The sequence below is a fragment of the Clavibacter zhangzhiyongii genome (genome assembly GCF_014775655.1).
Classification (GTDB): Bacteria; Actinomycetota; Actinomycetes; order Actinomycetales; family Microbacteriaceae; genus Clavibacter; species Clavibacter zhangzhiyongii.
The window spans coordinates 2,365,211-2,388,383 of the sequence record NZ_CP061274.1 but is presented as its reverse complement, the minus strand read 5'-3'; the positions used below and the strand labels follow the sequence as shown (position 1 = coordinate 2,388,383).

At 66.5% G+C, this 23,173-nt stretch carries 22 protein-coding genes and 1 pseudogene; 12 read left to right on the top strand and 11 right to left on the bottom strand.

Going from position 1 to position 23,173, the window contains the following annotated elements; all coding sequences use genetic code 11:
* Window position 1: 1 nt before the first annotated feature.
* On the top strand, window positions 2-1,036 hold the full coding sequence (locus H9X71_RS11245; RefSeq protein WP_191149167.1) for a 4-hydroxy-3-methylbut-2-enyl diphosphate reductase: 1,035 nt from the start codon (window positions 2-4) through the stop codon (window positions 1,034-1,036).
* Window positions 1,033-1,839, top strand: a complete 807-nt coding sequence (locus H9X71_RS11240) for a DUF6264 family protein (RefSeq protein ID WP_191147172.1) — start codon at window positions 1,033-1,035, stop codon at window positions 1,837-1,839. The genes H9X71_RS11245 and H9X71_RS11240 overlap by 4 nt, the downstream gene beginning before the upstream one ends.
* Window positions 1,840-1,917: 78 nt before the next feature.
* Here the strand turns inward: H9X71_RS11240 and fbaA are convergent, their stop codons facing one another.
* The 3 genes from fbaA to H9X71_RS11225 form a co-directional block, all read right to left on the bottom strand.
* On the bottom strand, window positions 1,918-2,943 hold the full coding sequence (gene fbaA / locus H9X71_RS11235) for a class II fructose-bisphosphate aldolase (protein WP_191147171.1): 1,026 nt from the start codon (window positions 2,941-2,943) through the stop codon (window positions 1,918-1,920).
* Window positions 2,944-3,048: 105 nt separating this feature from the next.
* Complete coding sequence (locus H9X71_RS11230; RefSeq protein ID WP_191147170.1) at window positions 3,049-4,428, bottom strand: DNA recombination protein RmuC; 1,380 nt, start codon at window positions 4,426-4,428, stop codon at window positions 3,049-3,051.
* An 88-nt stretch (window positions 4,429-4,516) separates the two neighbouring features.
* Window positions 4,517-5,146: a 3'-5' exonuclease gene (locus H9X71_RS11225; RefSeq protein WP_191147169.1), complete on the bottom strand. Its 630-nt coding sequence runs from the start codon at window positions 5,144-5,146 to the stop codon at window positions 4,517-4,519.
* A gap of 99 nt (window positions 5,147-5,245) precedes the next feature.
* Between H9X71_RS11225 and ychF the strand changes: the two genes are divergently transcribed.
* The 6 genes from ychF (at window position 5,246) to H9X71_RS11195 (ending at window position 14,423) form a co-directional block, all read left to right on the top strand.
* Window positions 5,246-6,319, top strand: a complete 1,074-nt coding sequence (ychF, locus tag H9X71_RS11220) for a redox-regulated ATPase YchF (RefSeq protein ID WP_191147168.1) — start codon at window positions 5,246-5,248, stop codon at window positions 6,317-6,319.
* A 325-nt stretch (window positions 6,320-6,644) separates the two neighbouring features.
* Window positions 6,645-8,213: a type I restriction-modification system subunit M gene (locus tag H9X71_RS11215; protein WP_191149166.1), complete on the top strand. Its 1,569-nt coding sequence runs from the start codon at window positions 6,645-6,647 to the stop codon at window positions 8,211-8,213.
* Window positions 8,213-9,151 (top strand): restriction endonuclease, encoded by a 939-nt coding sequence (locus tag H9X71_RS11210; protein WP_191147167.1) that lies wholly within the window; start codon window positions 8,213-8,215, stop codon window positions 9,149-9,151. The genes H9X71_RS11215 and H9X71_RS11210 overlap by 1 nt, the downstream gene beginning before the upstream one ends.
* Window positions 9,148-10,320 (top strand): restriction endonuclease subunit S, encoded by a 1,173-nt coding sequence (locus tag H9X71_RS11205; protein ID WP_191147166.1) that lies wholly within the window; start codon window positions 9,148-9,150, stop codon window positions 10,318-10,320. The genes H9X71_RS11210 and H9X71_RS11205 overlap by 4 nt, the downstream gene beginning before the upstream one ends.
* Window positions 10,321-10,323: 3 nt before the next feature.
* Window positions 10,324-11,388, top strand: coding sequence for an anticodon nuclease (locus H9X71_RS11200; RefSeq protein WP_191147165.1), 1,065 nt, complete (start codon window positions 10,324-10,326; stop codon window positions 11,386-11,388).
* Complete coding sequence (locus H9X71_RS11195; protein ID WP_425321399.1) at window positions 11,385-14,423, top strand: type I restriction endonuclease subunit R; 3,039 nt, start codon at window positions 11,385-11,387, stop codon at window positions 14,421-14,423. Before H9X71_RS11200 ends, H9X71_RS11195 begins: the two co-directional genes overlap by 4 nt.
* Before the next feature lie 302 nt (window positions 14,424-14,725).
* On the opposite strand, the gene H9X71_RS11190 is transcribed toward H9X71_RS11195, so the two are convergent.
* The 4 genes from H9X71_RS11190 to H9X71_RS11175 are packed head-to-tail and all read right to left on the bottom strand — an operon-like array spanning window position 14,726 to window position 18,212.
* Window positions 14,726-15,493 carry an SCO1664 family protein gene (locus H9X71_RS11190; protein ID WP_191147164.1) on the bottom strand — a complete coding sequence of 256 codons (768 nt, stop codon included), beginning with the start codon at window positions 15,491-15,493 and terminating at the stop codon, window positions 14,726-14,728.
* A complete protein-coding gene (locus H9X71_RS11185; protein ID WP_191147163.1) occupies window positions 15,493-16,050 on the bottom strand; it encodes a DUF3090 domain-containing protein in 558 nt (185 codons plus the stop codon). The genes H9X71_RS11190 and H9X71_RS11185 overlap by 1 nt, the downstream gene beginning before the upstream one ends.
* A 23-nt stretch (window positions 16,051-16,073) precedes the next feature.
* The gene (locus H9X71_RS11180; RefSeq protein ID WP_191147162.1) at window positions 16,074-16,766 is read right to left on the bottom strand and encodes a histidine phosphatase family protein; all 693 of its coding nucleotides are present in this window, start codon (window positions 16,764-16,766) and stop codon (window positions 16,074-16,076) included.
* Window positions 16,767-16,811: 45 nt separating this feature from the next.
* Entirely contained in the window at window positions 16,812-18,212 is a 1,401-nt protein-coding gene (locus H9X71_RS11175) for an amino acid permease (protein WP_191147161.1), read from the bottom strand.
* Between the two features lie 237 nt (window positions 18,213-18,449).
* Between H9X71_RS11175 and H9X71_RS15040 the strand changes: the two are divergent.
* Both H9X71_RS15040 and H9X71_RS14965 read left to right on the top strand, forming a co-directional pair.
* Window positions 18,450-18,542: pseudogene (locus H9X71_RS15040) on the top strand (DUF2510 domain-containing protein); the annotation flags it as partial.
* Between the two features lie 57 nt (window positions 18,543-18,599).
* On the top strand, window positions 18,600-18,857 hold the full coding sequence (locus H9X71_RS14965) for a DUF4177 domain-containing protein (protein WP_244961915.1): 258 nt from the start codon (window positions 18,600-18,602) through the stop codon (window positions 18,855-18,857).
* Window positions 18,858-18,883: 26 nt separating this feature from the next.
* Here the strand turns inward: H9X71_RS14965 and H9X71_RS11165 are convergent, their stop codons facing one another.
* From H9X71_RS11165 to H9X71_RS11155, 3 genes are read right to left on the bottom strand one after another with little or no spacing between them, the layout of a single operon-like run.
* Entirely contained in the window at window positions 18,884-19,339 is a 456-nt protein-coding gene (locus H9X71_RS11165; RefSeq protein ID WP_191147159.1) for a universal stress protein, read from the bottom strand.
* Window positions 19,340-19,341: 2 nt separating this feature from the next.
* Window positions 19,342-20,808: an APC family permease gene (locus tag H9X71_RS11160; protein ID WP_191147158.1), complete on the bottom strand. Its 1,467-nt coding sequence runs from the start codon at window positions 20,806-20,808 to the stop codon at window positions 19,342-19,344.
* Between the two features lie 49 nt (window positions 20,809-20,857).
* Window positions 20,858-21,280, bottom strand: a complete 423-nt coding sequence (locus H9X71_RS11155; RefSeq protein WP_244961595.1) for a MarR family transcriptional regulator — start codon at window positions 21,278-21,280, stop codon at window positions 20,858-20,860.
* A gap of 220 nt (window positions 21,281-21,500) precedes the next feature.
* On the opposite strand from H9X71_RS11155, the gene H9X71_RS11150 reads away from it, so the two are divergent.
* On the top strand, window positions 21,501-21,905 hold the full coding sequence (locus H9X71_RS11150; protein WP_191147157.1) for a hypothetical protein: 405 nt from the start codon (window positions 21,501-21,503) through the stop codon (window positions 21,903-21,905).
* A 20-nt stretch (window positions 21,906-21,925) separates the two neighbouring features.
* On the opposite strand, the gene H9X71_RS11145 is transcribed toward H9X71_RS11150, so the two are convergent.
* Complete coding sequence (locus tag H9X71_RS11145; protein WP_191147156.1) at window positions 21,926-22,471, bottom strand: hypothetical protein; 546 nt, start codon at window positions 22,469-22,471, stop codon at window positions 21,926-21,928.
* 122 nt (window positions 22,472-22,593) lie between these two features.
* On the opposite strand from H9X71_RS11145, the gene H9X71_RS11140 reads away from it, so the two are divergent.
* Entirely contained in the window at window positions 22,594-23,157 is a 564-nt protein-coding gene (locus H9X71_RS11140; protein ID WP_191147155.1) for a GIY-YIG nuclease family protein, read from the top strand.
* Window positions 23,158-23,173: the final 16 nt, after the last annotated feature.

Here is a 23,173-nt window from a genome sequence, read left to right as displayed (position 1 = left end):
GATGCCGCGGATGCCCGGCGTCCGCAACAGGCTCAAGGATAACCCGGTGGACGGACCCAAGCGGGTCCTGCTCGCCGCCCCCCGCGGCTACTGCGCGGGCGTCGACCGCGCCGTCGTGGCCGTCGAGAAGGCGCTCGAGCGCTACGGCGCGCCCGTCTACGTGCGGAAGCAGATCGTCCACAACGTGCACGTCGTCTCGACGCTCGAGCGCATGGGCGCGATCTTCGTGGAGGAGGTCGACGAGGTCCCCGAGGGCGCCCACGTCGTCTTCAGCGCGCACGGCGTCTCGCCGGCCGTCGTGCAGGGCGCGGCCGACCGCGGGCTCCAGGCCATCGACGCGACGTGCCCCCTCGTCACCAAGGTCCACCGCGAGGCCGTGCGCTTCGCCAAGGCGGACAAGCAGATCCTCCTCATCGGCCACGAGGGCCACGAGGAGGTCGAGGGCACCGCGGGCGAGGCGCCCGAGCAGACCATCGTCGTCAACTCCCCGGAGCACGCCGACCGCATCGAGGTCAAGGACCCCGACAACCTCGTCTGGCTCTCGCAGACCACGCTCTCGGTCGACGAGACGATGGAGACGGTCCGCCGCCTCCGCGCCCGCTTCCCGAACCTGCAGGACCCGCCGAGCGACGACATCTGCTACGCCACGCAGAACCGCCAGGTGGCCATCAAGAAGGTCGCGGTCGACGCCGACCTCGTCATCGTCATCGGATCCGCGAACAGCTCCAACTCCGTTCGCCTCGTCGAGGTCGCGCTCGAGTACGGCGCCAAGGCGTCCTACCGGGTCGACTACGCGTCCGAGGTCAAGCAGGAGTGGCTCGACGGCGTACAGACGGTCGGCGTCACGAGCGGCGCCTCGGTGCCCGAGGTGCTGGTGCAGGAGCTGCTCGACGACCTGGCCGACGCCGGCTACGGCGAGGTGACCGCGGTCGTCACGGCCGAGGAGGACCTCGTCTTCTCGCTCCCCAAGGAGCTGCGCAAGGACCAGTCCGGCAACACGGACTCGCGCGCCATGGGCGGGCGCACCCGCGCGTGAGCGACGGCGACGGCACGCGCCGTCCCGGCCGGCCCGCGCCGCGGTACGGCGAGTACGCGTCGCCGTCGGCGGAGGGCGGCGGATCCTCCGAGCTGTCCGAGGCCGACGCCCGCATCGTCGCCGAGGCGGCCGAGTACCGCCGAGCGCAGGCCGAGCGGGACGCCCCGGCATCCACCGGCCGCGGCGGCAAGAAGGGCGCCAAGGCGTCCGCGCCCGAGACCCTCGCCGAGCAGATGGCCGAGGAGCGCAAGGCCGCCCGTGAGCGGATGCTCGCCGAGCGCCGGGAGGCGGAGAAGTCCGCGGAGGCCGCGCGCAAGGAGGCCCGTCGGGCCCCGGCCGTGAAGCCGCCCGCCGACGCGACCCCGCCGCCGCCCGGGCAGGGCGCGAAGCCGGCCCGACCTGGCTACCTCGCCGGCCAGGACGCGCGTCGCGCCCCGCGTCGGTTCGACGCCGCCATCACCATCGGCCTGCTCGCCGCGGGCCTCGTGAACGTGGCCGGCAGCATCGGCGCCAACGCGGATCCGTCGCGTGCCATCAACCAGTCGTACGCGCTGTTCGGCGGCGGCACCTACACGGTGACCGAGCAGACCTCCGTCATCGGCATCGCCGTGAACGTGGTCAACGTCGTCGTGTTCGTGCTCGCCGCGTGGATCGCGCTCGAGCTGGTGAAGCGCAAGCGCGTGGCCTTCTGGGTGCCGATCGCGGGAGCGGTGGTGGCGACGGTGATCACGAGCGTGCTCGTGCTGTCGCTCATCGTGCAGGATCCGGCGTTCCAGCAGATCATGTCGCGCGGCGGGCCCTGAGGCCGTCGCATCCTGACGCACGCGTGACGGCGGGGCCGGTCCTGGTGGACCGGCCCCGCCGTCGTGCGTGGTGCGCCGCTAGCTCTGCGAGTGGCCGTGCGAGCCGAGCTGGCGCGTCGCCTCGACGACGCGGGCGGCCATGGCCGACTCCGCGGTCTTGCCCCAGGCGCGGGGGTCGTACGTCTTCTTGTCGCCGACCTCGCCGTCGACCTTGAGGAAGCCGTCGTAGTTGCGGAGCACCGAGTCGGCGATGGAGCGGCTGAACGCGTACTGCGTGTCGGTGTCGATGTTCATCTTCACGACGCCGTTGCGCACGGCCTCGGCGATCTCGTCGTCGGAGGAGCCGGATCCGCCGTGGAAGACGAGGTCGAAGGGCTTCTCGCTCGTGCCGTACTTCGACTGGATGCCGTCCTGGATCTCCTTGAGCAGCGACGGACGCAGCTGCACGCCGCCGGGCTTGTACACGCCGTGCACGTTGCCGAAGGTGAGCGCGGCCATGTAGCGGCCCTTGTCGCCGAGGCCGAGCGCCTCGACCGTGGAGATGGCGTCCTCGAGGGTCGTGTAGAGGTGCGAGCCGGTGTCGTGGCTGACGCCGTCCTCCTCGCCGCCGACCACGCCGATCTCGACCTCGAGGATCGCGTTGATGGCCTTCATGCGGGGGAGCAGGTCCGTCGCGATGTCGAGGTTCTCGTTGAGCGGGATGGCCGAGCCGTCCCACATGTGCGACTGGAAGATGGGGTTGCGGCCCGCGCGGACCTCCTCCTCGCTGGCCTCGATCATGGGGATGACGAAGCCGTCGAGGGCGTCCTTCGGGCAGTGGTCGGTGTGCAGCGCGACCGTGATGGGGTAGTTCTTCGCGACCTCGGTGGCGAAGCGCGCGAACGCGAGGGCGCCGGCCGCGCGGTTCTTGACGGTGTGGCCGGAGAAGTAGTCGGCGCCGCCCGTGGTGACCTGGATGATGCCGTCGGAGCCGGCGTCGGTGAGGCCCTGGAGGACCGCGTTGATGGTCTGCGACGAGGAGACGTTGACGGCCGGGTAGGCGAATCCGCCGGACTTGGCGCGATCCAGCATCTCGGCGTACTGCTCGGGGGTTGCTACGGGCATGGTGCATCTCCTTCGGCGGATCCACGGCGGCGCCGTGCGGCTGTCGCGGGAACCCGTCGGCCGGTGGACGCGTCGTCTGCGGCCGGGCCCCGCGTGCTCGCCACTCTACCCAGCGGGGGTGTCCGCGACCGGGGACGACGGCCGGGTGAACTCGTCGGCCGTGAGCTCGCGCGCGGTCGCCTCGAGCGGCTCGAGCGTGCCGATGACCTTCGACTCGTCCAGCCGGGTGAGGCGGCGGGCGGTGGGGAGGACCTGGCGCTCCAGGGATCCGACGACGCGGTTGTAGTCGCCGACCGCGCCCGTGAGCGAGCGTCCGAGCTTCGCGATGTGCTCGCCGCTCGTGGCGAGGCGCGCGTGCAGCTCGCGGCTGAGGTCGAAGAGCTGCTTCGCGTCCTCCGTGAGCACCTCCTGCTGCCAGCTGAACGCGACGGTCTTGAGCACCGACCAGAGGGTGACGGGGGAGGAGAGGGCGACCCGCCGGGAGAACGCGAACTCCATGATGCTCGGATCCGCCTCGAGCGCAGACGACACGAGCGACTCGCTCGGGATGAACGCGATGACCATCTCTGGGCTCGCGTCGAGCCCCTCCCAGTAGGCGCGGCTGCCGAGCGCCGTGATGTGGTCGCGCACGGCCTGCACATGCTGCTTCATGAGCGCGTCGCGGCGCGCGCCCTCGGATCCGGTGGCGGAGGCGGGGATGGCGCTCGCCTCGAGGTACGCGGTGAAGGGCGCCTTCGCGTCCACCGCGATGTGCTTGCCGCCGGGCAGGTGCACCACCATGTCGGGCCGGCCGACGCCCTGCGCCGTGGAGACGGACGTCTGCACGTCGAAGTCGACCCGGTGGATGAGCCCTGCCGCCTCGACGACGCTCCGCAGCTGCGTCTCGCCCCACACTCCGCGCGTGCTGTTGGAGCGCAGCGCGGAGGCGAGCGTCTCGGCCGTGGCCCGCAGTCGCTCCTCCGCCTCGGTGGCGCTCCGCAGCTGCTCGCTCAGCTCGCCGTGCTGCTGCCGGCGCTGCTCCTCCAGCTCGTGCACCTTCGCCTGCACCTGCTTGAGGCTCTCGGCGACGGGGCTGAGCGCGGTGAGCACGCGGCCGTCCTCCTCGGTGCGGGCGACCTCGGCGCGCTGGATCTCGCGCAGCCTCGTCTGCAGCTCCGCGATGCGGTCCTCCTGCTGGCCGATCTGCTCGCGGAGGTGGGACTCCTGCGCATCCAGCCGCTCGCGGTGCAGCGCGTCCTGCGCCTGGGCGCGCTCCGCGTACTGCGCGGTGGTCTGGGCGACCTGCTCCTCGGCGAGCCGCTCCGTGCGATCCAGCTGCTCGCGCAGCGCCGACACGGTCGCCTCCGCGGCGGCGAGGCGGGCGGCCTCGCCCGCGCCGCCGGGCGCATCCACCCCCGAGCGGGCGCGCGAGACGGCGAGACCCACCACTGCGCCCACGGCCAGGCCGATGACGAGGCCGACGAGGAGGGCGATGACGGGATCCATGCGTGCAGTGTGCCAGCGGCCTCCGACACGGCCGGGACGCCGGGCGGGCGGCCGAGGGACGGATCCGGCCGGGTGAGTCTGGGGAGGATCAGGCCCAGTCGATGGGCGGCGTCGCGGCGGCCGAGGCCTGCGTCACGGTCTGCGTGCGCGGCGCGCCGATGCGGCCCATGCCGACGCCGGCCGCCTCCGCCAGCCCCGCGAGCGACGCCGCGCCGTGCCTCCCGGCGGCGTGCACGACGATCGCAGCGCAGGCGCGCGCGTCGGCCAGCGCCTCGTGGTGCGCGAAGTCCTCGAAGCCCGCGGCCCGTGCCGCGACCGGGAGCCGGTACGACTCCAGCGCGTAGGTGCGGCGCGCGACCTGGAGGCTGCAGAGGTAGGAGTACGGCGGCGCGATGAGCGCGGTCGCCTTGCACGCGCCCTGGATCACGCCCATGTCGAAGCGCGCGTTGTGGGCGACGAGGTGGTCGTCGCCCGCGAAGGCCATGAGGCGCGGCAGCTGGTCGGCCCAGCCGTCGGCGCCGGCCACGTCGTCCTCGACGATGCCGTGGATCCGCGTGTTCCAGACGGAGAAGGAGTCGTGCCCCGCGGGCGGTCGGATGAGCCAGGACGCGGTGTCGACCACGACGCCGTCGCGCACCTTGACGAGACCCACCGAGCAGGCGCTCGCCGACGAGTTGTTGGCGGTCTCGAAGTCGATCGCGGTGAAGTCCAACGGCATGGGCTCGATCGTCGCACGGACGACCGACGCCCGATCTCGGGACAGCCCAGCCGCCCGCGGGCGGGGGAGGAGCCGGCCCGCCCCGTACGATGGACTCCCGTGGCACTCACTATCGCTATCGTCGGTCTCCCCAACGTCGGCAAGTCGACGCTCTTCAACGCCCTGACCAAGAACCAGGTGCTCGCCGCGAACTACCCGTTCGCGACGATCGAGCCGAATGTGGGCGTGGTGAACCTGCCGGACCCGCGCCTCGAGGTGCTCGCCGGCCTCTTCGGCTCCGAGCGGATCCTCCCGGCCCCCGTCTCCTTCGTCGACATCGCGGGCATCGTCCGCGGCGCGAGCGAGGGCGAGGGCCTCGGCAACCAGTTCCTCGCGAACATCCGCGAGGCCGACGCCATCGCGCAGGTCGTCCGCGGCTTCGAGGACGAGGACGTCGTGCACGTCGACGGCCGCGTCGACGCGGCGAGCGACATGGAGACCATCAACACCGAGCTGATCCTCGCCGACCTGCAGACCCTCGAGCGCGCCGAGCCGCGCTACGAGAAGGAGCTGAAGACGAAGCGCATCGAGCCGATCGTGCTCGAGACCGCGAAGTCCGCGCGCGAGTGGCTCGACTCGGGCAAGCCGCTGTCGGCGTCTTCCATCGATCTCGAGCCCGTCCGCGAGCTCGGCCTGCTGACCGCGAAGCCCTTCATCTACGTGTTCAACGTCGACGAGCAGGTGCTCGGCGACAAGACGAAGCTCGCGGAGCTGGCCGCCCTCGTGGCGCCCGCGCAGGCCGTGTTCCTCGACGCGAAGATCGAGTCGGAGCTCATCGAGCTCGACCCCGAGGACGCCGCCGAGATGCTCGCCAGCACCGGCCAGGAGGAGTCGGGCCTCGACCAGCTCGCCCGCATCGGCTTCGAGACCCTCGGCCTCCAGACCTACCTGACGGCGGGCCCGAAGGAGACGCGGGCCTGGACCATCGGGAAGGGCTGGAAGGCCCCGCAGGCGGCCGGCGTGATCCACACCGACTTCGAGAAGGGCTTCATCAAGGCCGAGGTCATCTCCTACGACGACCTGGTCGAGACCGGCTCCATCGCCGAGGCGCGCTCCAAGGGCAAGGCCCGCATCGAGGGCAAGGAGTACGTCATGCAGGACGGGGATGTTGTGGAGTTCCGGTTCAACAACTGACCTGTTACGTCGCATGACCGGTGACGGCCGACGTCCTGACGTCTTGACAACAGGGGTAAGGGCACTGCCGGCACCTCGCCCCCGGGACAGGGGAACCGCGCGTCCGGGCACGTGTACGTGTGACGTCCAGCCCACGTCGCACTTTCGTCCGCGGTGACAACCTCCGCCAGTTGTCAGAACGCAGCAGGAGCAGCTGTTGGACCACTACGGCAGGTCAGGAGCCTCACGCCACCGTTCGCAGCTCGTGATCCGCGTGAGCGGTGGGGCCGAGGTTCGTAGTGTGGTGGTGGGTATGGTCGTCCGGGATGGCGAGGATACTGAGGACATGACACCGACGACTAGCGACGGCCAGCGCGCAGAACTACACAAGACCATCTGGCGCATTGCGAACGACCTGCGCGGCTCGGTGGACGGCTGGGACTTCAAGTCTTACGTGCTGGGCACGCTGTTCTACCGGTTTATCTCCGAAAACTTGACCGCCTACATTAACAATAGCGAGCAAGACGCGGGGAACGCGGACTTCGACTACACGCGCCTTCCAGACTCGGACGCTGAGTACGGCCGCGAGGAGACGGTAGACGAGAAGGGCTTCTACATCTTTCCGTCAGAGCTGTTCCAGAACGTGCGTGAACGCGCGCCCCGTGACACGAACCTGAACGAGACGCTCGCTCGGGTCTTCAAAAACATCGAGGGCTCCGCTGTCGGCACTGCTGCCGAGGACGACCTCAAGGGCTTGTTTGACGACCTCGACGTGAACAGCTCCAAGCTCGGCCCCACTGTCACGAAGCGCAACGAGAAACTTGTGAAACTTCTCGATGCGATCGGCGACCTGCCGCTGGGGAACTTCGAAGACAACTCGATCGATCTGTTCGGCGACGCGTACGAATACCTCATGCAGATGTACGCCTCAAGTGCGGGTAAGTCCGGCGGCGAGTACTACACGCCGCAAGAGGTCTCTGAGTTGCTGGCCCGCATCACCGTGGCCGGCAAGACTCAGGTGAACAAAGTCTATGACCCGGCTGTCGGCTCGGGCTCGCTGCTACTGAAATTCGCAAAGGTACTCGGTAAAGAGAACGTTCGCCAAGGATTCTACGGGCAGGAAATTAACCTGACCACGTACAACCTCGCCAGGATCAACATGTTCCTGCACGACGTGAACTACGAGAAGTTCAACCTCGCCCATGGCGACACGCTCATTGATCCTGCGCACTGGGATGATGAGCCGTTCGAGGCGATCGTCTCCAACCCGCCGTACTCGATCAGGTGGGCTGGTGATGCGAACCCGCTGCTTATAAACGACCCCCGGTTCGCGCCCGCCGGAGTGCTCGCTCCAAAGTCGAAGGCCGACCTTGCCTTCACGATGCACATGCTATCTTGGCTCGCCGTCAACGGCACCGCGGCGATCGTCGAGTTCCCTGGGGTTCTATACCGCGGGGGAGCGGAGCAAAAGATCCGCAAGTACCTCGTCGACAACAACTACGTCGATGCCGTCATCCAACTTCCTCCGGACTTATTCTTTGGTACCACGATCGCCACCTGCATAATCGTGCTAAAGAAGTCCAAGAGCGACAACGAAGTTCAGTTCATTGATGCCTCAGCCGAGTTCAAGCGCAGCGGCAACAAGAACAAGATGACGGAGACTAACCAGAAGCACATCCTCGATACGTTCACCGCCCGTACAAATGTCGACTATGTCGCGACGCTCGTGCCGAACGAGGACATCGCCGCAAACGGTTACAACATCGCGGTGTCGTCGTATGTCGAGCGGGAGGACACCAGCGAGACTATCGACATCACCGTGTTAAATGCCGAGATAGACCGGATTGTCGCGCGTCAGGCCGTACTGCGCATGTCCATCGACGAGATCGTCGCCGATCTCGAGGGCACAAAGTAATGACCGAGATGCCCACCTGGGAGGAGTTCATGATCCCAACACTGCGGGTGTTGAACTCGGGTGCGACCATGCACTGGCGTGAGTTCCAGCCCCTGGTCGCCGACGAGTGTCGCCTCACCGACGAACAAAAGACGGAGATGCTTCCATCCGGGAGCCAGATCAAGTACCAGAACCGGCTTGGCTGGGGAGTTTCGTTCCTGACCAATGTCGGTGGTTTGGAACGACCGAAGCGGGGGCATTACCGGATCACTGAACCGGGTCGGCAGCTTCTCCAGCTCTTCCCGGGCGGAATCAAGGAACGCGACATCAAGACTCTTGGTGAAGATCCTTCTTCTCCGATCAGGGTCTATCAGTCGTCGGGGCCGCGTTCGAAGAGCGCAGGCGGTCTCGCCAGCGCTCTACTCCACGACGAGCTTTCGTCGTCGCTGACCCCCATCGAGCAGGTGCAGGAGGGTGTCGCGCGTATTCGCGAGGAAGTCGCCGCCGAGCTGCTCGAGCGCCTGCAGGGCAAGGAACCCGCATTCTTCGAACAGGCTGTCGTAGACCTGTTGCTCGCCATGGGATATGGCGGCACGACGGGCAAGGGAAGCGTCACGCAGCTTAGCAACGACGGCGGCATCGACGGCGTGATCGACCAGGACATCCTTGGACTCAGTCGTGTATACATCCAGGCGAAAAGATACGCCGAAGGCAACACGGTCGCGCGACCCGACCTGCAGGCCTTCGTCGGTGCTCTCGCAGGAAAGGCCGATCGCGGGATCTTTATCACGACGAGCCGATTCTCGGACGGTGCACGTATGTACGCAGAGAATGTCCCGACGAGGATCATCCTTATCGATGGCAAGCGCCTGACGACACTCATGATCAGGTACGGCGTGGGCGTTCAGGTCCGCGAGACGTACAGAGTTGTCGAGTTAGATGAGGACTTCTTCGCATGAGCCGTATTAGCGAATTGGTCCATGAGCTGTGCCCGGATGGCGTAGAGCGCAAAACGTTTGGAGAAATTGGTACATTCATTCGTGGCGGAGGTCCTCAGAAGAAAGATTTTAGTTCCGAAGGAGTGGGCTGCATTCATTACGGGCAGATCTACACCAAATACGGTGTCCATGCTGCCGAAACGAACGTATTCGTGTCGGAAGAAGTGGCTGCAAAGTCGCGCCAAGCTCAGCCAGGCGACGTGATTATTGCGGTAACGGGAGAAAACGACGAGGATCTCGCGCGAGGGGTTGCCTGGTTGGGTAATCGGCCTGTGGCTGTTAGTAACCACACGCTCATTTACACTTCGGCTTTAGATCCAAAATACGTCTCGTATTTTTTACGCTCTAGTGATTTTGATGAGCAAAAGCGACGTCATATTAGCGGGACGAAAGTTCGTTCATTGCCGTCTCAAGGATTTGCCAATATCCGAATCCCTGTCCCGCCTCTTCCGGTTCAGCGCGAAATCGTGCGAGTATTGGATCAATTTACTCAGCTGGAAGCAGAGCTGGAAGCAGAGCTGGAAGCAGAGCTGGAAGCCCGCCGCGGCCAGTATGAGTACTACCGCGCCGTGTTGCTGAACTCGTCAGATGACGCAAGTGTCAGAGACGTTTCACTCGGTGAGATTGTTCATTTAAATTTCGGGGCTCGGATTACGAAGAAAGATAATGCTGGCACCGTTTATCCGGTCTATGGGGGTGGGGGCGAAAGCTTCCGGACTGACGCGTTTAATCGTGAAGACGAATGGGTGATATCTCGTTTTGCGATGTCGGCGAACTGTGTACGGCGGGTTACAGAAAAGTTCTGGATGCTTGACTCGGGCTTCACTCTCGACGTGACGGATGCCTCCGTTGATAAGAATTTTGTGGGCCAACTTCTCCTAAGTATGCAACCAATCATCTTCACGACTTCGACGCAGTCTGCACAAAAGAACATCGATGTGGATGGCTTCAAGCGCTTACGAGTCCAGTTGCCCTCGCTTGAAACGCAGCGGCGGGTCGCTTCAGCGTTGGCGAGTTTCGACGAAATCGTAAATGATTTGTCGATTGGCCTACCCGCCGAGATCAGTGCGCGCCGCAAGCAGTACGAGTACTACCGTGACAGGCTCCTAACCTTCAATGAGGCACGGTAGCCTATGCATTTTCACGAAACAATCGATGATCTTGCCGATTCCCTACTGGACAGCATGGCTGATTTATCTACTGGCCTTATCTATGCGCCGAACACGACCGGAAAAACGCGGTTGGCGCAACGCCTGAAGCATCGTGACGCCGATGGTGTAGTGCTCTATAACTCTTACGTCGAGGACGTGTTTACGTGGGACAATGAGCGACGCGTGCTCAAGATGAACCTCGGTCACGAACTTATGAAAACTATTGAGACTCAGGGTCTTGATGGTGCAATCGTCGACAACTTTCAACACTTCACAAGCGGTAAGATAGAACCAATACTCGACTTAGCCAATGGTGAAGTTAGCTTTGGCATACACAGTGGTGACGATAGCTCGGGTGGCGGTATTAAAATATCGCGCGCAGAAGAAAGCGTCTTCGTCTGGTGTGTCTACTACACTGTCCTAAGTGAAGCGGTTGACACGCTTAGCGATCCCGTCGACCTGCGCTCAACATCTGACTACGATGGCCTAACTCTTGCCGTGATCGACGACCCTGTGTCGTCCATGGACGACGTGCGTATCGTCACTGTAGCGCTCGCCTTATCTGATTTGATAAAACGCGCGTCAGGTGTCAATCTGCAATTTGTCATTGCGACCCACCACCCACTCTTTTTTAATGTGCTATTCAACTCTCTCCGTCGCAAGAGGGATCGGGCATACGTACTTCAGCGAGGCAGGCCGGCGGGATGGGCGTTGAAGCGCCAATCTCAGGACGCTCCATTCAGTTATCACCTCGCGCTTATAGAGGAGATCCAACTGGCAATTTCAGAAGACAGGGTTCAAAGGAGCCACTTCAATCAGTTCCGCGCGCTTCTCGAAAAAACAGCAAACTTCCTAGGATACACCGGGGGATGGGGTGAGTTGCTCAAGGGGCCTGATGCCGTCGTTCTGACGAGGGTTCTCAATTTGTACAGTCATGATCGGTTCGCAGACACCGATTCCTCGGTAATTTCCGTGGAGCTGACGGATGCCTTCAAGAATGAGTTCCACGAGTTTCTCAAGGCGTTCAACTGGAGGATAGCGGCGTGACGAATCAACATTTGCACTATGCTCCGATCGCGATGTCGAGCGAGAGCACCGTTGTTGCTCTATACAGTCCGGACGGATTTGGTGCCGGCGCGTATCAGTCGGAGGCCGAGCTCGAGCGTGAGCTGATCCGGCTGTTGCAGTCACAGGCGTACGAGTATTTGCCGATTTCGTCCGAGGCCCAGCTGGTCTCAAACCTGCGGGTGCAGCTTGAAGCACTGAATGCCATCGCCTTCTCCGACGCGGAGTGGGGTCACTTCTTTAATGAGCGTATCGCTGGGGTGAACGAGGGCATTGCCGATAAGACGGTACGGATCCAAGAGGATCATGTTCAGCTGCTGAAGCGCGACGATGGCTCAATCAAGAACATCATGTTGATTGACAAGCAGAACATTCACAACAACCGACTGCAACTGGTTAACCAGTACGAAACGGGCCAGAGCGAAGGTGGTTCGGCGCCTTCGAACCGATACGACGTCACCGTCCTGGTTAACGGCCTACCTTTGGTGCACGTCGAGCTGAAGCGTCGCGGTGTTGACATCCGTGAGGCGTTCAACCAGATCGACCGCTACCAGCGCGACAGTTTCTGGGCTGGCTCCGGTCTCTTCGAGTACGTCCAGCTGTTTGTGATCTCGAACGGCACGTTGACGAAGTATTACTCGAACACGACGCGCCGGGAGCACCTAAGTGAAGCCTCGGGCGCGAAACGGGTGCGGAAGACCAGCAACTCGTTCGAGTTCACGTCGTGGTGGGCAGACGCGCAAAACAAGCCGATCGCTGACCTGTCGGCGTTCGCGCGGACGTTCTTTGCCAAGCACTCCCTGTTGAACGTGCTGACGAAGTATTGCGTGCTCACGGCCGACCGGATGTTGCTGGTGATGCGGCCGTACCAGATCGTCGCGACGGAGAGGATCCTGCAGAGGATCGATGTCTCGACCAACTACAAGACACTTGGCAGCCTCGCCGCTGGCGGGTATGTCTGGCACACGACAGGTTCGGGCAAGACTCTGACGTCGTTTAAGGCCGCGCAGCTCGCCTCGAAACTGCCGAGCGTCGACAAGATGCTGTTCGTTGTGGATCGCAAGGACCTCGACTATCAGACGATGCGCGAGTACGACCGGTTCGAGAAAGGTGCTGCCAACTCCAACACCTCGACTGCAGTGTTGAAGAAGCAGCTTGAGGATCCGGGAGCACGGATCATTATCACGACGATTCAGAAGCTCTCCACGTTCATTGGTGCGAACAAGGGCCATGCGATCTACGACGGCCATGTGGTGATCATCTTCGACGAGTGCCATCGCTCGCAGTTCGGCGACATGCATGTTTCGATCACGAAGGCGTTCAAACGGTACAACCTCTTCGGTTTCACCGGCACGCCGATCTTCGCGGTGAACTCTGGGAGCGGCGGGAATCCGCAGCTGAAGACCACCGAGCAGGCCTTCGGGGAGAAGCTGCACACCTACACGATTGTGGACGCGATCACCGACAGGAACGTTCTGCCGTTCCGGATCGACTACGTCAATACAGTCAAAGTCGGCAACGTGGTAGATATGCAGGTCTCTGCGATCGACACCGAGAAGGCGCTGGTCGCTCCTGAGCGGATCAGTCAGATTGTGGGCTACACACTCGAGCACTTCGACCAGAAGACGAAGCGTGCCGAGCACTACGCGCTGGGTGAGCGGCGGGTTCGGGGGTTCAACGCACTGTTCGCGAGCGCATCGATCGAGGCGGCCCGCGTCTATTACAACCACTTCCAGTTGCAGCAGAGGGGTCTGCCGTCGGATCGGCGGCTGAAGGTTGGTCTGATCTATTCTTACGGCGCGAACGACGCGGTCGAGGACGGCGGGCTCGACGAAGAAGGCTTCGACACGGGCGCGCTAAATATGGACGCGCGGTCGTTCCTGGAAGACGCGATCCAGGACTACAACGACATGTTCGGGACTTCGTTCGACACGTCAGCCGATCGGTTCCAGAACTACTATAAGGATCTGTCCCTCCGGCTCAAGCAGCGCGAGATCGACCTTGTGATCGTCGTGAACATGTTCCTGACCGGTTTCGACGCGACGACGTTGAATACGCTGTTTGTCGACAAGAACCTGCGCGCTCACGGGTTGATCCAGGCATACTCCCGCACCAATCGCATCCTGAACTCGGTGAAGACGTACGGAAACATCGTCAGCTTCCGTGACCTCGAAGAGGAGACCAACGATGCGATCGCGCTGTTCGGCAACAAGGACGCGCGCGGCGTGGTTCTGCTCAAACCGTATGGCGAGTACTCCGACGATTACGTCGACAAGGTCACTGAGCTACTGACCACATTCCCCCTCGAGCAGTCGATCATCGGTGAGTCCGCACAGAAGGATTTCATCAAGCTCTTTAGCGCGATCCTGCGCTTGCAGAACATCCTGACCTCGTTCGATGAGTTCACCGGTCATGGGATCCTGACTGAACGTCAGGGGCAGGATTACCGCAGCGTGTACTTGGACCTCTACGCGGACTTCCGCAAGGACAAGAATGCTGACAAGGAGCAGATTAACGACGACGTCGTCTTTGAGATCGAACTGATGAAACAGGTCGAGATCAATGTCGACTACATTCTGATCCTCGTCCGGAGGTATCGCGACGAGCGCGGCGACGGGGACGACAAAAAGATCCTTGCTGAGATCTCCCGTGCGGTTGCAGCGAGCCCGACACTGCGTAACAAGAAGGACCTCATCGAGGACTTCGTCGAATCGCTCTCCGTTGACGGGGAGCTCGACCAGGAATGGTGGGAATTCATCGCAGCCAAGCGGGAGGCCGAGCTCGAGGCGCTAATCGTGGAAGAAAACCTCCGACCTGACGCCACACGAGCATTCGTCGATACTGCGTTCCATGATGGTCAGGTGCGGACCGCGGGGACGGCAATCACGAGGGTTCTGCCGCCGGTCTCCCGCTTCGCTGCCGGCGGAGGTCGCGGCGAAACGAAGAGGCGGGTTATCGACAAGCTCGGCTCGTTCTTCGAGCGGTTCTTCGGACTCGGCATGGGGACAGGGGAGTAGCCATGGCACATGGTCATTAAAAGAACAGGCCGTTCACCTGAGGTTATGATCCGATGCTAGCACCGGTCTGAAGAGCTTGGTCGATTCGGCCGGATGCACCACCACGCAGGTCCCGCCGCGTGCGACTGGACGAACCACGATGACGAGTGTCCGTGCTGGGCGAGCGTCGGCGGGCGACCGAACTCCTCACCTTCTCCTCGCGTTGCCTAATACCTCATGACCATGGGAACGTGGTGGAGTTATGATTCAACAACTAATCGCGTGCGGCGCCGGGGTACGGGCGGCCGGTCCTCGGCGGGCTTTTAGAACAACGGCCAGGGCACCGCGGACTGTTGGCCAGCGGGCGCAGGGAAGCGTGCCTCCGAGCGCAGCCGCGTGCACCGAGCGCGCAGCGCGTCGATCTCCTCCGCCGTCAGCAGCCCCGACAACTCCCGCCCCAACTCCCCATCCAGCCCCGCGAGCACCCGATCCACACCGGCGAGCTCCCCGGCGGTGAGCGGATCCCCGACCCACCCCCACAGCACCGTCCGCAGCTTGTGGTCCTCATGGAAGGTGAGCCCGTGGTCGACGCCGAAGCGGTGGCCGTCGGGCATCGCGAGCACGTGGTAGCCCTTGCGGTCGGCATTGTTGGCGATCACGTCGAAGACGGCCATGCGACGGAGGGCGGGGGAGTCCTCGTGGATGAGGGTGACCGAGCGGCCGTCCTGGTCCTCGCCGCCGAGCACCGTGCGGTACCCGGTCTCGGGCACCTCGTCGCTCGGGAGCAGGTCGACGGCGTCCTGGTCGGGATCCTCGTCCTGCCAGAGCTGCACCATGCCCTCGCCGAGGGGGCCGTCGCGGAGCCACGTGCGCGGGACGACGTTCCAGCCGAGCGCCTCGGAGACCCGGTACGCGGCCACCTCGCGGTCGGCGAGCCTGCCGTCGGGGAAGTCCCAGAGCGGGTTCTCGCCGTCGACGGGCTTGTAGACGACGACCGTGTCGCCGATGGTGCCGAGGAACGTGGCGTTCGACGCGGTGCGGATGCGGCCGGTGAGCGTGAGCTCGCCGGTCACGAGGTCCGTCTCCGACATCAGTTGTCGGGGAAGGTGTGGATGTGCCCGTCGGGGTCGATGGGGTAGCCGCACAGGGCGCAGATCGGGCGGCCGGCGCCCACGATCTCGTGGGTGCGCTTCGCGAACGCGCGGGCCGCACCGACGGGCATCCGCACCACGAGCATCTCGGTGTCGGCCGTGTCGTCGTCGGCGCTCGGCAGGTCGAAGTCGTCGCTGTCGTCGTCCTCCGCGAGCGGGTACGCCTCGATGACCACCTGGGCCATCGACGGATCCCAGCCGAGGCCCATGGCGCCGGTGCGCCAGCGCTCGTCGACGTCCTCGAGCGGGTCGTTGTCGACGAGCTCCGGGGGCGTGCTCGTGGGGACGCTGAACGGGTTGCCCTCGACGGTGACGAGCTGGTCGAGGATCTCCTCGATCTTCTCGGCGAGCAGCGCGGACTGCTGCTTCTCGAGGGCGATGGTCACCAGCTGCGGACCGGAGCGCACCTGGAAGTAGAAGGTGCGGGCGCCCGGGAGGCCGATGGTGCCGACCACGGCCCGGTCGGGCCAGTCGAATTCGAGGGCTCGTGTGGGCATGCTCCCACTCTAGGCGCGTGCGATCACGGGGTGCTGTGCCCGGCGCCGCCGCCGACCGGCGCATCGCCGGATCCGACGCTCGCCGCCAGCCAGGAGAGGTCGCCGGCGTCGGTGTTGGTGGCGTGGACGGTCGGCCGTCCCGCGCCGTAGCGCACGATCGAGACGGAGGCCGGGCCCACGTCGATGCGCTGGAAGAGGTCGAGGTGCATGCCGTATGCGTCGGCGAGGATCGACTTGATGACGTCGCCGTGGCTGACCGCGACCCACACCGCGCCCGGCCCGTGCTCGGCCTCGATGGCGGCGTCATGGCGGCGGATCGCGGCGACCGCGCGTGCCTGCATCCCGGCCATGGACTCGCCGCCGGGGAAGACGACCGCGGACGGGGTCGACTGGACCGTCTTCCAGAGGTCCTCCGTGGCGAGGTCGGCGAGGGCGCGGCCCTGCCAGTCGCCGTAGTCGCACTCGGTGAGGTCGGGGTCGACGGGCTGGGCGGGCTTCCCCGTCTGCCGATCGAGGATCCGCTGCGCGGTCTCCCAGCAGCGCTGCAGCGGGCTGGAGACGACGGCCGCGAGCGGCACTGAGGCGAGCCGCTCGGCGGTGCGGTCCGCCTGCTCGCGCCCGGTGTCGTCGAGGTCGACGCCGGGGGTGCGCCCGGCCAGGATCCCGGTCGCGTTCGCTGTGGTGCGTCCGTGCCGCACGAGGATCACTGTCGCCATGCGAGCCAGCCTAACCAGCGGGCACGCGGCAACCGGCGGGCTGGATCAGGCCTCGCGCGCGATGGCGACGGCGACCTCCGGCTCCTCGACGGCCGCCGCCGGATCCACCGACCCGCTCCGCGCCTTCGTCACCGCGTACAGCCCGAGCACGACCGCCCACGCGACGAGGCTCAGGACGAGCTGGGGGCGGATCTCGGGATCCAGCGCCATCTGCACCAGCACCGCGACGATCCCCGCGACCGTGAGGATCGAGAGGCCAGGGAACAGCCACATCCGCACCACGAGCCCTGCGGATCCGTTGCGGCGGCGGAGGACGATCTGCGAGATCGCGATGAGCAGGTAGACGAACAGGATGATCGCGCCCGAGGAGTTCAGCAGGAACAGGAAGACGGTGTCGGGGGAGACGGCCGCGGCGATCACGCAGAGGAAGCCGACGACCGACGAGAGCAGGATCGCCGCGCGCGGCACGCCCCGGGACGTCACCTGCACCAGCCGCGCGGGCGCCTCCCGTCGGCCGGCCAGCACGAAGAGCATGCGCGACGCCGTGTAGAGGCCGGAGTTCAAGCAGGAGAGCACGGCCGTGAGGACGACCGCGTTCATCACGTCGCCCACGAACGGGATGCCCATCCGGTCGAAGGCGCTCACGAACGGCGAGGCGCCGAGCTCCGTGGAGTCCCACGGGAGGATCACGGCGAGCAGGAACAGGGAGCCGACGAAGAAGAGCGAGATGCGGAGGATCACGGAGTTGGTGGACTTCCGGATCGCGGTCGCCGGGTCCTTCGACTCGGCCGCGGCGATGGTGGCGATCTCCGCGCCGACCATGGAGAAGATCACGACGACGACCGAGGAGAAGATCGCGCCGACGCCGTTCGGGAAGAAGCCGCCGTGTGCGGTGAGGTTCGAGAAGTCGGCGGAGCGGCCGGGCCAGATGCCGAGCACGTAGAGCCCGCCGAGGCCGAGGAACAGGATGATGGCGGCCACCTTGATCCCCGCGAACCAGTACTCGAACGCCCCGAACGCGCCCACGGAGACGAGGTTCGTGGCGGTCATCAGCGCCATGAGGCCGAGGGACAGCAACCAGAGCGGGGCATCGAACCAGTAGGTGAGGGCCTTCGCGCCGGCGACCGCCTCGAAGCCGACGACGATGACCCAGAAGTACCAGTACAGCCACCCCATCGAGAAGCCGGCCCAGCCGCCGAGGGCGTGGCGGGCGTAGTCGGCGAAGGAGCCGGTGCTCGGGTTCGCGGTGGCCATCTCGCCGAGCATCCGCATCACCAGGATGATGAGGACGCCCGAGATCGCGTAGGTGAGGAACGCGCCGGGGCCGGCGCCGTTGATGACGACGCCGGAGCCGACGAAGAGGCCGGCGCCGATCACCCCGCCGATCGCGATCATGCTGAGCTGTCTCTGCGTCAGTCCCTTGTGCAGCTGCGGTGCGGGTGCCATGAAAGCCTCCGTGCGTGTCGGCGTTCTCGGGTGGGGGATCCTCCCGGTCGCGCCGCGGCGGGTCGGGCCGGGAGGTCCTGAGCACGATACGCACGGGATCGGCCGGGGCGAGAAGTGTTCACATGGGCTTTACATTCGGGCGGTGCGGGGACGGCGGTTCGTGCAGCCGGCAGGCGCGACCGCCCCGCCCCCGACGGAGCACGATGGGCGGAGGAGCTCACGACGAGAGGCGAGGCCATGGCGGCTGAGGCGCAGGCCGGTTGGTACGACGACGGATCCGGGACCATGCGCTGGTGGGACGGCACGCGGTGGACGGAGACGGTGCAACCCCCGCCGCCTCCCGGATACGGCCCGCCCGCCGTGGCGCCCGTGGCATCCGCGGCGCCCGTGACCGACGAGACAGCGAGCGAGCCGGTCGCGACGCCGCGGAAGCGCGGGAAGGACTACGTCGTGCTGCAGACCATCCTCAAGGAGAAGGTGTGGGGCACGGGGTCCGGCAACCTCACCGAGCTGGAGAGGGCGATCAACGCCCAGGCGGCGCGGGGCTACCGGCTGCACACCATCTCGACGGCCGTCTCGGGGAGCAAGGGCCTGGGCGGCGGCGACCGGATCCAGGCGACCATGGTGTTCGAGGCGCTCGACTGATCCCGCGGCGTCGGCCCGGTCGCGCTCTACCCGCGGCGCGGCCGCGTCGGCCGGCAGATCAGCACCGGGCACGGCGCCGAGTGCTGCACGCGCGAGGCGGTGCTGCCCAACAGGATCGTCGCGGTGAGGCCGCGGCTGCCCGCGGCCATGGAGATCAGGTCGGCGGGGAGCTCCTCGGCGGCGCGGATGATCTCCGTCGCGGGGGAGCCGCTGCGCACGTCGCGGTGGATGCGCGGCCCCCAGCCGTCGAACACCGCGGCGACCACGCCCACGGCGATCTCGGCGTCCTTGCGGTAGCTCAGCTCGGTCTGCGCGTGCGGGTGCTGCGGGCCGAGCTCGTTGGCGAAGGGGGCGGCAGCGTACGGGCTCACGACGGCGAGCACCGTGACGTCGCGGATCTCGCGCGAGTCGGCGATCAGCTTGAACTGGCGGGCTCCCTCGAGCGACGCCTGGGATCCGTCGGTGGCGACGATCACGTGCATGGTCAGACCTCCCTGTCCGTGGGGCCGGCCGCGGCGACGCCGGCGGCGTCCGCGAGCTCGGGTGCCTTCTTCCCGAACGCCCGCTGCAGCAGGTAGAGCACGAGCCCCAGCGCGAGCAGGCCGGCGACCCACCACAGGGCGTCCGGGTCGTCGACGAGCGTGTAGATCAGCACGGCGACGTTGCCGAGGATCCCGACGATCAGCAGCGGCGTGTTCGCGCGGTAGGTGTCGTCCGTCTCGTCGTGGCCGCGGAGCTTCAGGCACGCGACGATCACGAGCGCGTAGATGAAGAGGAGGAACACCACGGTGATGGTGGCGAGCCGGTCGACGATGTCGAGCCGCTCGTCCTCGGGGATGCCGGCCTGGCTGGAGCGGACCGCCGCGCCGATGATGAGGAGCGCGGCCACGACGGCGCCGCCGAAGATCAGCGCCACGTAGGGGCTGCGACGGGCCGGGTGCACCTTGGCGAAGATCGCGGGCACGACGTTCTCGCGGGCCATGCCGAACAGGATCCGCGACTGGGCCACCACGGTCACGAGCGCGGTGTTGCTGATGGCGACCATGGCGATCAGGCCGAAGACCACCAGCATGACCGCGGCGGGGATGAAGAACAGGTCGGCGCGGATCACCTCGAGGAGCGTGTTGCCGGCGAGGTCGCCGATGGGCACGGCGAGGGCCGCGGCCATCGAGACGAGCACGTAGACGACGCCGGCGGTCATCATGCCGCCGATGAGCGCGCGGGGGAACGCGCGCGACGGGTCGATGGTCTCCTCGGCGACGTTGGCCGCGTTCTCGAAGCCGGTCATGGCGAAGAAGGCGAGGGAGACGCCGGCGAGCACGGCCAGCACCGCGGATCCGCCGCCGCCCTCGACCTGGAACTGCAGCAGCACGGCCGGGTCGCCGACGCCCTCGACCAGCGCGATCACGCCGATGGCGACGACCACGACGAGGCCGCTGATCTCGACGAACGTCATGACCACGTTCGCGATCACCGACTCGCTGATGCCGATGAGGTTGATGAGCGTGATGACGGCCACGAACGCGACGGCGATGCCGGTGGTCGCCCAGATGGCCGACTCCGGCAGCCCGATGAGGTCGCTGAGGTAGCGCACGAAGCCGGCGGCGAGGGATCCGACCGCGGCCATGTTGGCGCTCAGCATGCAGATGGTGATGAAGAACGTGAGCACGGGGCTGCGGAACGCCTTGTTGATGTACAGCGAGGCGCCGGCGGCCTGCGGGTACTTCGTCACGAGCTCCGCGTAGGCGAGGCCGGTGATGGTGGCGATGGAGACGCCCACGAGGAACGCCATCCAGAACGCACCGCCCACGGCGGCGGCCACGAGACCGACGAGCACGTAGATGCCGGATCCGAGGACGTCGCCGACGACGTAGAAGTACAGCTGCTTGGCCGTGATGGACCGCTTGAGCACGCTGCGCGATGGTGCGTCTGCCTCGATGGGATTCGCCATTTCCCCACACTAGGGGCGCGCTTCCGGCGGGTGAAGGGCAGGGCGCGGATCAGGCGCCGTCCGCGACGCGGCGCAGCAGCTCCACCGCGCGCCGCAGCTCGCCCTCGTCGACGGCGGGCTCGGCGGCCGCGGCGGCGTCGCGGAGCCAGCGGGTGCGCGCCCGGTGGACGCGCGCGAGGAGCGCCTCCCCGGTGGGCGCGACCACGAGGTGCGGGCCCTCGCGGTCGACCTGCTCCTCGAGGACCTGCCGCTGGAGCAGCGCCGCGAGGCTCGGCACGAGGGCCCCGCGCGACGTGCGCGTCCAGACGCCGAGGGACTGCCGGTCGACGCGCATGCCGGTCGCGACGACGCGGAGGAGCTGGATCTGCAGGCCGGTCAACCCGTCCCAGGCCGCGATCGTGGCCGCGTCCATCCGGTCGAACACCGACGACATGGCGGTGATCATGTGCTCGGCGTCGTCGTCGTCGTCCACGTGCTCCTCCGGTGGCGCCGATGCTCCGGCCCCTGGTCGGCGCCTCGTCGCAGACGCACGCTAGCCACCAGGACCGTTCCCGGTCCACGGTCATCAGCGGATCGTCACCGGACCCGGCCGGGCGCTCGGCGATACTGGACGAGGCGCCGCCGTCCCGAGGGCCGACGCCGGGACGGGGAGGTCGCATGAGCAGGGCAGTCGACGCCGGACGGACGCGGGCATGACGCCGCGGATCAAGGCGCTCCTCCTCAGCGGGATCATCACCGGGCTCACCCTCGCCATCGTCGCGGTCGCGCAGCCCTGGACGCGCGAGGAGGAGCCCGACGACTGGGTCGTCCTGCGGTTCGAGGCCGACGAGTCCGCGTCGGCGTACGAGGCGTTCGAGTCGCTCGCCGCGACCGAGATCGCCGGCGACGACGCCCTCCAGCTGCTCGAGGCGGGCTGGATCGACGGCAACGAGTTCGGCGAGGACTCCTACGACGTGTACTTCGTGGGGCCGGACCGCCGGATCATGTGGGAGGTCCTCGAGCCGATCTTCGCCGAGGCGCCCGTGCCGTGGACGTCGGTGGAGCTCCGCCGCGGCCTCGAGGACGCGGCGCCCGTGGTGGTGCGGGCGCGGGGGTAGGGGCGGCGACCCTGCACGGGTCACCCGGTGGGAGCGCCCAGGTACGCGTCGATGGCGGCTTCGTACTCCGATGCCTCGGAGGGCTTCAGGACGCCGGTGACCCGGATGATGGCGTCGCCCCGCACATAGTCGTACTCGGTCCCGAGCGCCGTGGTGGAGGCGAGGATGCCTTGGATGTAGTCCATCCGCGCCTGCGCGGCAGCGGGATCGCCCCAGATCTCGACGGACGCCCCGCACTCCGCACCGAGCTCGTCGCACGTCACGCGGGTGTCGTAGAGCGTGGCGGCGTCGACGTACCCGGTCGGTCGACCGATCACGTCGTTCGGGTCGTTGTCCTCGGTGATCTGCACCACATCGCCGGCGGACGGGACCGACGCCTTGATCGCCGAAGCGATGGCAGCTGCCGAGGTGTCGACGGGCTCCGGGGTCGCGGAGGGGGCCGGTGCCGCCTCGGCCGTCGTGGGGGACGTCGTGATGTCCGGCTCCGCCGGCGTGGACGAGCATCCGGAGATGGACAGGGCGAGCATGAGCGCGAGGGCGGGCATCGCGAAGGCGTGTCGGGGCAAGGATCCTCCTGGGTCCCATCGAGCGTAGGGACGCATGGCGGATGGGTCCCGCCCCCGTTCGGGCGCCGTCGCTCGCGATGCCCTCGGCATCCGGTGTCGGCCGCCCGGCCTAGCGTCGGAGCATGACGTCGAGGGGATCAGCGGGGTGCCGTGCCGAGGGCTGCGCGGCTCCGGCCGAGCGCGACGCGCCCGTGCCGCTGTGCGCGGCGCACCTCGTCGCGGCGGCCGGATGGGCGGAGCGGGCGCACGGCGTGGAGGACGTGCTGCCGTCGCCGTGCCCGGCCTGCGGATCGCGCCTCGGCGTGCGGTATCTGACCGGCTGGCTGTGCGCGGTGTGCGAGTGGCGGCACGGCGACCACCCCGACGGCGAGCTCACGCCGCCCCGGGTCGATGTCGTCTACTACATCCGCTTCGGCGACCGGATGAAGATCGGCACCAGCGCGAACCCGCGGCAGCGCCTCGGAACGCTCCGGCACGACGAGCTGCTCGCGTTCGAGCGCGGCGGCCGGGCCGTGGAGCGCGCGCGGCATGCGCAGTTCGCGCGGCAGCGCTTCGCCCGCACCGAGTGGTTCGCGCTCGACGCGGACCTGCGCGCGCACGTGGCCGCGCTCGAGGCCGGCCAGCCGGATCCGTGGGAGCTGCTCGCGCGCTGGCGCAGCGAGGCGCTGGCGCTCCGGGTCAGCTGACGGCGCGGCGCGCGAC